9 protein-coding genes are annotated in these 8,218 nt (G+C 66.1%); 2 read left to right on the top strand and 7 right to left on the bottom strand.

Going from position 1 to position 8,218, the window contains the following annotated elements:
* Positions 1-96 precede the first annotated feature (96 nt).
* The 6 genes from pqqE to V7Q81_RS12925 all read right to left on the bottom strand — a co-directional run bounded on the left by pqqE (position 97) and on the right by V7Q81_RS12925 (position 6,372).
* Positions 97-1,245 (bottom strand): pyrroloquinoline quinone biosynthesis protein PqqE, encoded by a 1,149-nt coding sequence (pqqE, locus tag V7Q81_RS12900; protein WP_333843925.1) that lies wholly within the window; start codon positions 1,243-1,245, stop codon positions 97-99.
* The gene (pqqD, locus tag V7Q81_RS12905) at positions 1,211-1,495 is read right to left on the bottom strand and encodes a pyrroloquinoline quinone biosynthesis peptide chaperone PqqD (protein ID WP_333843927.1); all 285 of its coding nucleotides are present in this window, start codon (positions 1,493-1,495) and stop codon (positions 1,211-1,213) included. The genes pqqE and pqqD overlap by 35 nt, the downstream gene beginning before the upstream one ends.
* Before the next feature lie 55 nt (positions 1,496-1,550).
* Positions 1,551-2,264, bottom strand: a complete 714-nt coding sequence (pqqC, locus tag V7Q81_RS12910) for a pyrroloquinoline-quinone synthase PqqC (protein ID WP_333843930.1) — start codon at positions 2,262-2,264, stop codon at positions 1,551-1,553.
* Between the two features lie 8 nt (positions 2,265-2,272).
* Positions 2,273-3,178 carry a pyrroloquinoline quinone biosynthesis protein PqqB gene (pqqB, locus tag V7Q81_RS12915; protein ID WP_333843933.1) on the bottom strand — a complete coding sequence of 302 codons (906 nt, stop codon included), beginning with the start codon at positions 3,176-3,178 and terminating at the stop codon, positions 2,273-2,275.
* Positions 3,179-3,393: 215 nt separating this feature from the next.
* Entirely contained in the window at positions 3,394-4,644 is a 1,251-nt protein-coding gene (locus V7Q81_RS12920) for a porin (RefSeq protein ID WP_333843936.1), read from the bottom strand.
* A gap of 771 nt (positions 4,645-5,415) precedes the next feature.
* A complete protein-coding gene (locus V7Q81_RS12925) occupies positions 5,416-6,372 on the bottom strand; it encodes an MBL fold metallo-hydrolase (protein ID WP_333843938.1) in 957 nt (318 codons plus the stop codon).
* Positions 6,373-6,539: 167 nt separating this feature from the next.
* Between V7Q81_RS12925 and V7Q81_RS12930 the strand changes: the two genes are divergently transcribed.
* Positions 6,540-6,872 carry a hypothetical protein gene (locus tag V7Q81_RS12930; RefSeq protein ID WP_333843941.1) on the top strand — a complete coding sequence of 111 codons (333 nt, stop codon included), beginning with the start codon at positions 6,540-6,542 and terminating at the stop codon, positions 6,870-6,872.
* Positions 6,873-6,884: 12 nt separating this feature from the next.
* Positions 6,885-7,439 (top strand): DUF3280 domain-containing protein, encoded by a 555-nt coding sequence (locus V7Q81_RS12935; protein WP_333843943.1) that lies wholly within the window; start codon positions 6,885-6,887, stop codon positions 7,437-7,439.
* Here V7Q81_RS12935 and V7Q81_RS12940 read toward each other — a convergent pair.
* The coding region (locus V7Q81_RS12940) for a quinoprotein dehydrogenase-associated SoxYZ-like carrier (protein ID WP_333843945.1) at positions 7,440-8,218 on the bottom strand (779 nt) is incomplete at its 5' end.

Consider the following 8,218-nt stretch of genomic DNA (forward strand, 5'->3'; position numbering starts at 1 on the left):
GAGGGGGAGGGATTCATGGCGGGAATTTTATCGGGCACGGATCGCCGCTGGCGGACGCTCACCGGAGATCCGATCAGCCCTTTCCCCTGCTCCGAGTCATCGGGGCAGGGGCGCGGTCGCCTCGCTCAAGGCACGGGAGTTGCGGTCGTCCCGAAACAGCAGGGGCCTTGCGGTCACCGCCGGCCGCTGGGCCCGCGCGACTGCCTCCACCACCACGTGATGATGCGGAGAGAGCTCGCACACCGGGTCCGCATTGGCCGGATCTCCGGTGAGGAGGTAGGCCTGGCAGCGGCAGCCGCCGAAGTCCTTCACCCGCTCGGGACAGGTGCGGCAGGGCTCCTTCATCCATCCTTCGCCCCGGTAGCGGTTGAAGCCGGGGGAGTCGTACCAGATCCACTGCAGACTCGCCTCCCGCACGCTGGGGAAGCTCAAGCCGGGAAGCCCGCGCGCCTCGTGGCAGGGCAGTACCACCCCGTCGGGACACACGCACAGGAACACCGAGCCCCAGCCGTTCATGCACGCCTTGGGCCGGTGGGCGTAGTAGTCCGGCACCACGAAGTAGATGCGCATGTCATTGCCCACCTTTTCCCGGAAGCGGTTGGTCACTGCCTCCGCTCGCTCCAGCTGCTCCCGGGAGGGCAGCAGGTGATCCCGGTTGACGAAGGCCCAGCCGTAGTACTGGGTGTTGGCAAGTTCCACGTACTCCGCTCCCAGCGCCTGCGCCATCTCCAGGATCGTCTCCACGTGGTCGATGTTCTGCCGGTGTAGCACCACGTTGAGCACCATGGGGTAGCCGTGGGCCTTGATCAGGCGGGCGATCCGCTGCTTCAAGTCGAAGGTGCGGGTGTGGCTCAGGAAGTCGTTTAACTCCCGGGTGGAATCCTGAAAGGAGAGCTGGATGTGGTCCAGCCCCCCCTCCTTCAGGGCCGCGATGCGCTTCTCGTTCAGCCCCACGCCGGAGGTGATAAGGTTGGTGTAGTAGCCCAGGGCGTGGGCTTCCCGCACCAGCACCTCCAGATCGTCCCGCAGGAGGGGTTCTCCGCCGGAGAAGCCCAGCTGGGCGCAGCCCAGGGCCCGGGCCTCCCGTAGCACCCGCAGCCACTCCTCGGTCGACAGCTCGCTGCCGTAACGGGCGTAATCCACCGGGTTGGAGCAGTAGACGCAATGCAGCGGGCAGCGGTAGGTGAGCTCCGCCAGTAGCCACAGGGGGTTATTCGCCTTGTTTGCGGATCCAGCCGCGTTCATGGGCCACCTCCAGGAATTCCATCACGTCCCGGCGCAGATCGGCGCCGGGATAAGCCCGCTCCAGGTCTGCCACGATCCCGCCCACAGGGGTGGTTCCGTCCACCCGGCGCATGATTTCCGCCGCGCTGGGGGAGAGCCGCACCATCCCTTCCGGGTAGAGCAGCACCCACGCCTGCTGCGCTTCTTCCCATTGCAGGCGGAAGTGGGCGGTCAGCCGAGGTACGTCTTCCAGGACGAGCGGTTTGCTCATCGGGCCTCCTCTTTACACTTCGACCGCGGACGCCGCGAAAACGCTTTGGGCAGGGTCATGGATGCGCATCTTTGCAATAGGCGAGCTGGATCGCGTCCAGCATGGTCCACAAAACGTCCAGTTTGAACTGGAGGATCTCTAGGGCCCGCTCCTGTTGCTGCCGGGTCTTGAAGTAGTCCAGGGTGATCTCCAACCCGTGGGCCACGTCGCGACGGGCTTCCGACAGGCGCTTGCGGAAGTACTCGTAGCCGGCCGGATCGATCCAAGGATAGTGCTGGGGCCAGTTGGCCAGCCGCTCCTTGTGGATCTGGGGCGCGAAGAGCTCCGTGAGGGAGGCGCACACCGCCTCCTGCCAGGGGCGGGTGCGGGCGAAGTTGACGTAGGCGTCCACGGCGAAGCGTACCCCCGGCAGCACGTGCCGCAGGGACACGATCTCCTCCCGAGTCATGCCGCAGGCCATGCCCAGCCGGATCCAGGCCTCGATGCCGCCTTCGTCCCCTTCGCGGCCATCGTGGTCGATGATGCGCTGGATCCACTGGCGGCGCACTTCCCGGTCCGGGCAGTTGGCAAGGATGGCCGCGTCCTTCAGGGGGATGTTGATCTGGTAGTAGAAGCGGTTGGCCACCCAACCCCGGATCTGGTCGGGGTTGAGCCGGCCCGTGTTCATGCGCACGTTGAAAGGGTGGTGGATGTGGTATCCGGCCCCTTTCTCCCTGAGCTTCTGCTCGAACTCTTCCCGCGTCCAGGGCCGCTCGTCGCTGGCGCTCATGTGTCCTCCTACAGCTCGATCTCCATGCCGTCCCAGGCCACCTCGATGCCCCGGGCGGTCAATTGCGCCCGCTCGGGGCTCGCCTCGTCCAGGATCGGGTTGGTGTTGTTGATGTGGATCAGGATCTTGCGCGCCTGGGGGTAGCGCATGAGCAGTTCCATCATGCCCCCCGGCCCGGCCTGGGGCAGGTGGCCGATGTCCTGGGCCCGCTTGTCCGAGATCCCGAGTCGGATCATCTCGTCGTCGGTCCAGAAAGTCCCGTCCAGGAGGAGGCAGTCGGCTGAAGCGAGGTAGGGTTCCAGGTGGGGTTCCATCGCGCCCAGCCCCGGGGCGTAGAACAAATTTTTGCCGCTCCTTCGATCCTCCACCCGCACGCCGATGTTGTCCCCGGGCAGCGGCCGGTCCCGCTGGGGGGAGAAGGGGGGTGCATTGCTTCGCAAGGGCACGGCGGTGAAGCGCAGGGCGCTTGCCCCCGCCACCTGGAAGGGGGAGCCGTCGATGGGCACCCGGTGCCAGCGCACCCCGCAGTAGTGCTCCAGGACGCGGAACACGGGGTTGCCGTGGGTCAGGTCTTCCCGGACCCGCTCGGTGCAATGCACTTCCAGGGGGGCGCCCTCCCGCAGCAGGAAAAGCCCAGTGGTGTGATCGATCTGGGCGTCGATCAGCACGATGGCGGCGATGCCCGTGTCCCGCAGCCCCTCCCGGGGCCAGAGACCCGGGAAGGCAGCGATCTGAGCGAGGATGTCGGGCGAGGCGTTGAACAGCACCCAGCGGCCTCCGTCCCCCTCCACCGCGAGAGAGGACTGGGTGCGGGGCTGAAGCCGTCCGGTCCGCGCCCCCTGGCAGTTCGGGCAGTTGCAGTTCCATTGGGGAAGGCCGCCGCCGGCGGCGGAGCCCAGGACTCGGACTCTCATGAGCGCTTCGCTGGATCTCTCGGGAAGGACCGGGACTCGATCGGGGACGCTCCCGCAGCCATCGGATCACGGACTGTCACGACCATTTCCCATTGTGGTAGCGGGGCGGGCCGCCCGAAAGCCGGGAAATCGTGAGGGGGCGCTCATGATTTTCATGAACCTGAAAAAAACCGCCCGGGCGTTGCGCCCGGGCGGCGGGGCCTCCCTCGCGGGGATCAGAAGAAGAGGATGGCGCCCAGGGCGATGGCGTCGTCCTTGTTCTTGGTGCCGTCGTGGGCCTCGGCTTCGGTACGGATGTACTCGGCCACCAGGTTGAGGCTCTTGGTGAGGGCGTAGTAGACACCGCCCACCCAGGACTTGTTCTTCTTGACGAGGGTCCCACTGGTGGCCACGGTTTCATTGCCCGCCAGGTCCAGGCGACTCTCGCCGTAGCTCACCCCGATCTTGGGCTTGCCGAAGGTATAGGTGGCCTGGACGTAGAAGCCGTCCGAGTCCCGCTCGTCCACGGTGCCGCCGCCGACGGCAGCGCCGTCGAAGCCGATGGCGGTGGTGCCCAGCCCCTTGGCGTTGTAGTAGTAGCCCACCACCTCTAGCCCGCCGAAGCCTACCTTGGCGCCCAGATCGATACCCCGGCCGTCCACACTCGTTCCGGCTGGCGCCGTGTCGGTGCTCCCGTTCGACTTGACCTTCTGAGTCATACCACTCAGCCAGAGGCGCCCCGAGGTGCCGCCCACGTTGGACCAGTCATAGGTGAGCTTGGCCTGGAAGCCCGGCTCGTCCTGCTTGCTTAGCGTGGCCGTATTGGGGTGCCCGGAAAACGCGATGTAATCGAAGCCCGAGAAGACGCCGGCGGCGAACTGGAAACCGTTGAAGTTGGGGGACCAGTAGCTGATCTGGGGAATCCAGTCGGCGTAGAGGTAGCCCACCCCGATGCGGCCCAGGGTGGTGTTGCCCCCCAGGAAGGCGGCGCCGGAGCCCACCCCCAAGAGGGTCATGTCGGACAGGATGGCGTCGCTCCCGAAGATCCCCAGGTCCCGACCCACCTTGACGGTGCCCCAGCGCTGGTCGCCGAAGGTGAGGAAGTTCTGCCGCATGTCGATGCTGGTGGAGCCGATCCCCACCTTGCCGCCGCCCGGGTTGGTGTCGTTCAGGCCTGGATAGAAGCCCAGGGTGACGCTGATGTCGAAGTCCATCTGGCGCGTCTTGGCGGAGAAGACCAGGGCACTCGGCAGGAGCCCCGACTCGATGTTTTGCTCGTCGTTTCCGGCGCCATTACAGGCCAGTCCGCCCGCCACCGTGACCGGGTTGTTGTCGCAATCGTTGAAAGTGGCAAAGCCGTTCACGTTGCCGCTGAAGGAGAGATCCCAGTCCCCTGCCTTCCAGCTCAACTCCGCCTGGGCGGCGGAGGTGCCGAGCAGCGCCAAGGCGCCTGCCACGGCCGTGCAGATTTTCTTGCGCTGTACCATTGCCCAACCTCCCCTCTCGTAGAAATGAAGCAAAGTTGAAGTTGACAACACGCTTTCTTTCGCTTCGGGCGCACAACCACCTTCCCCACCCGAATCGAATGGTCCGCTTCGTTCTTCTCCCCGACGAGTGCCCAGGGAAAATCGCTTGTAGGGCTCGCCTGATCGAAACGCGCGCTAAAAAGCCTCCGTGCCAACGCCGATCCTCCCGCCTTTGGCAATTAATATGCCAGTGGAATCCATGCCTTCCCGGCGGGCGCGCCGCGTCGCGGCAAAGCGCCGCCCGGCGCGGGCAAGGAGGAGAAAAACAAGCCGGGTGAACGGGTTAAGCTTGGGCCGGGAAGGACCGCTCGCCGTCGAATGACCTCCCGGGGCGGGGGGTGCGGTGTCACACGGGGAGCAACGCAATCGCGACATTGTGTGACAGTGCCTTGTTCAATTCCTTGCGCACTTTCTCGCCGCCAAAAGAAAAGGGAGACCGAACGAACGACGGTCTCCCAAGCCAAGTGGAGGAGAAAACGGAGGAAACGACACCACTCGGGGCGCTGCCATCCGCATGGAACCACCCCTTGCGCCTGTCGCGTTTTTCCTCCCGCAAGAGCCGTGCCAGGCAAAAGGCTTCCGCGCGTGCGGGAGCCGCCGCAGCCAGGGGACGCGCCTTGGCACACCGTGGCGCAGGCGCTTTTATCCCCGGTCGGTGCTACGGCACTTGGAAAGTGCGTTTCACTGCGCTCGAACGCACCCTAGCGCTCGACACGGGTTCTGAAGCGAGCCCTATTCGGCGAGGGCTTTCTTCTCCAGTTCCAGGTACAGGTGATGGACGTTGGCCGCGTGCAGACGGGAATACAGGGCCCAGCCGCGGAATGCCGGCGCTGCCGCCCGGGCAGTGGCCTCCCGCAGGCTATCCCCTGCTGCGTAGCGGGTCTGCACCGCCCGCTGTAGCGCTTCCAGGTAGGCCTGGGTGTCGGCGATGCGCCCGGGAGGGGACACCGCGCCCCGGCCCGGCACCAGAACCCGCAGGGGCAGCTCCCGCAGCCTCTTCAGGGCTGCGAGCCACGTCTCGAGCCGGGTGTCGCGGATCTCCGGCACTCGGTCCAGGCACACCAGGTCGCCGCTAAAGAGCACGCCGCTTTCTGAGTCTAGCACCGCCAGATCCCCTGCTAAGGTCCAGCCGAAGTGGAGCAAGGAAAGCCGCCGCCCGGCCAGCTCCAGGGTCACGCTCCCTTCCACGGCTTGAGTGGGTAGGGCGACGCGAGTGCCGGCCATGGTTTCCTCGCCCAGCACCTGCTTCAGCCGCTCGATGCAGGTGCTACAGTTCACCTCCATGGCACGGACGGCGTCCCGGTGGGCCAGGATAGGGATACCCCGGGCGGCGAAAGCGCTGTTGCCCAGCACCCGCTCCGGCGCGGCGTGGGTGTTGATGACCCGCACCACCGGGCGATCCGTCACCCGCCGGATGGCCTCCAGCATCGCCTCGCCGTGGGCATGGTGTGTTCCCGTATCGATCACGATTACCCCCGCCTCGCCTACGATGAAGCCCTGATTGGCGACGAAGCCATGGTTCTCCGGCGCGGGCTCTGCCAGCGCGCCGACGAAGGCGTACACGCCGGGGGCCACCGCCACGGGAATCAAGCTCTGCGCCGCGGCCGGACGGGGCGCGGCCAGGACGAGCGCCACGGCGGCGAGGACGAGGATCGCCACGCGTCGCACGAAAGCGCGCACGCAGAGCATGCCGTGGGATTTCGAGGACGGAGGCCGGATCATCGACGGGCACTGGCGGATGCCGCGGTTGGCATCCCTGTACGAATATGGCTTACTATTGCACGCGCGCCGCGCCCGCGCAATCGCGGCGGGTCGCGTTCCATCGAGCACTCTATTCCTCGCAAAGGAGACCCCGGATGAAATGGCGGCTGCTCGTGCTTCTCGGTTTGTTCGCGCCCGGCGCGGCGTCGGCCTACGATTACCCGACCCAGGATCGGGTGGAGTACGTACTCGCGTGCATGTACGATCATCGCGGCAAGCAGGAGTACCTTTACAAGTGCTCCTGCGCCATCGACTTCATCGCCAAGGAGATGCCCTACGAGGAATACGTGGAAGCTTCTGCCGCGACCCGCTACCGAGAGATGGGCGGTGAGCGCATGGGAGTTTTCCGTGACCCGGACTTCGTCAAGGACATGATCAAGAAATACCGGGAGGTACAGTCGCGCGCCTTCAAAGCCTGTGGCGTCTGAGCCGCAAACCCCATGGCAACGACAACGTCATGGAAAGCGCTTCTCCGACAGACGAGTTCCGCGGGGCTGGCGCTTCTCCTCCTGGGGGGCACCACGGGCGGCGACTGCGCCCCGGCGGAGCCAGTCAAGTCGATCGCGGTCATGGACTTCGAGATGATCGACGATTCCGGGGACGAGGCGTCCGTGCCCGCCCAGCGGGAGCGGCTCAAGATGATCTCACGGCAGTTGCGCGAGGAGCTCGCCCAAGCGGGCCTGTGCCGGGTGCTGGATAACGGGCCGGCCCAGGTCCTGATCGACCGGTTTAGGGCCTCCCAGGCGCTGCGCCAGTGTAACGGCTGCGAGCGGGACATCGGCAAGGCCCTGGGCGCCGACCTGGTGGCCTTGACCTGGGTACAGAAGGTGAGCAACCTGATCCTCAACATCAACGTGGAGATCAAGGACGTGGCGAGCGGCGCGACCCGGCTCATCAAGTCGGTAGACATCCGCGGCAACACCGATACCTCCTGGCGCCGGGGCGTATCCTATCTGGTGCGGGACATGGCGGAAAAAGGGCAGGGTTGCCGCTGATCAGGAGCCCGCCACTGAGCCCGGTCGGATGAGGACGCGGGTTTCGAACTTGAGGTCCTTGGAGTCCACCACCTCCGCCTTGAGCTCTCCTTCCTCTCGGGGCACGAAGTAGAAGCGGAAGTTGGGGTTTTCGCTGATGGAAAAATCCACTTCCGCCGTGAGCACCGGCTTGCCGGCGTAGCTCACCTTCACCTCACGCACGTAATGGGCCGGGGTGTAGAGCCGGGTGAGCTGGTCCATCGCGAGCCCCGAATGGTTGGGGTGGCTGATCATGAGCTGGGCCAGGTTGGGCTGGTGCAGGGTCACGGGCCCGTCCAGCCGCAGCTTCATTCGGCCGAGGCGGGCGAGGGCTGCGGCGGGATCCTTGCCAGCCGGGGCCGAGCAGCCCCCCGACGCCTTCACGTAGCGGGCCGCCGCATAGAGCTTACCGTCGCTCGTTTCCGCCACCGCCCGCACGAAGGTGTACTCCTCGATGCGCACCCGGGTTTCCAAGTCGGCCCGGCCGGCGTCGGGGGAGAAGTGGAAGACGGCAGCGAGGGGCGAGGGGTTCTTGTCGATGATGAGATAGACCCGCCGGATGTACCGTTGCGGTTCCTGGGGCAGGAAGGTCTTGATGGCGATGGGGACGGTGGCCGCGTCCTCGGCCCGGGCTGGCGCCTCCAACTGAACCACATCGTGCCCGTCGGCAGCGACGGGGCGGCCCTCAAACAAGGTGTTTCTCAGCTTGCGCCAGAGCTCGGTGTCCGGGTCCGGCAGAGGATCGGCGGCCCGGGCCGCGC

It is taken from the genome of Pelomicrobium sp. (assembly GCF_036803785.1).
In the GTDB taxonomy this organism is placed as follows: domain Bacteria; phylum Pseudomonadota; class Gammaproteobacteria; order Burkholderiales; family UBA6910; genus Pelomicrobium.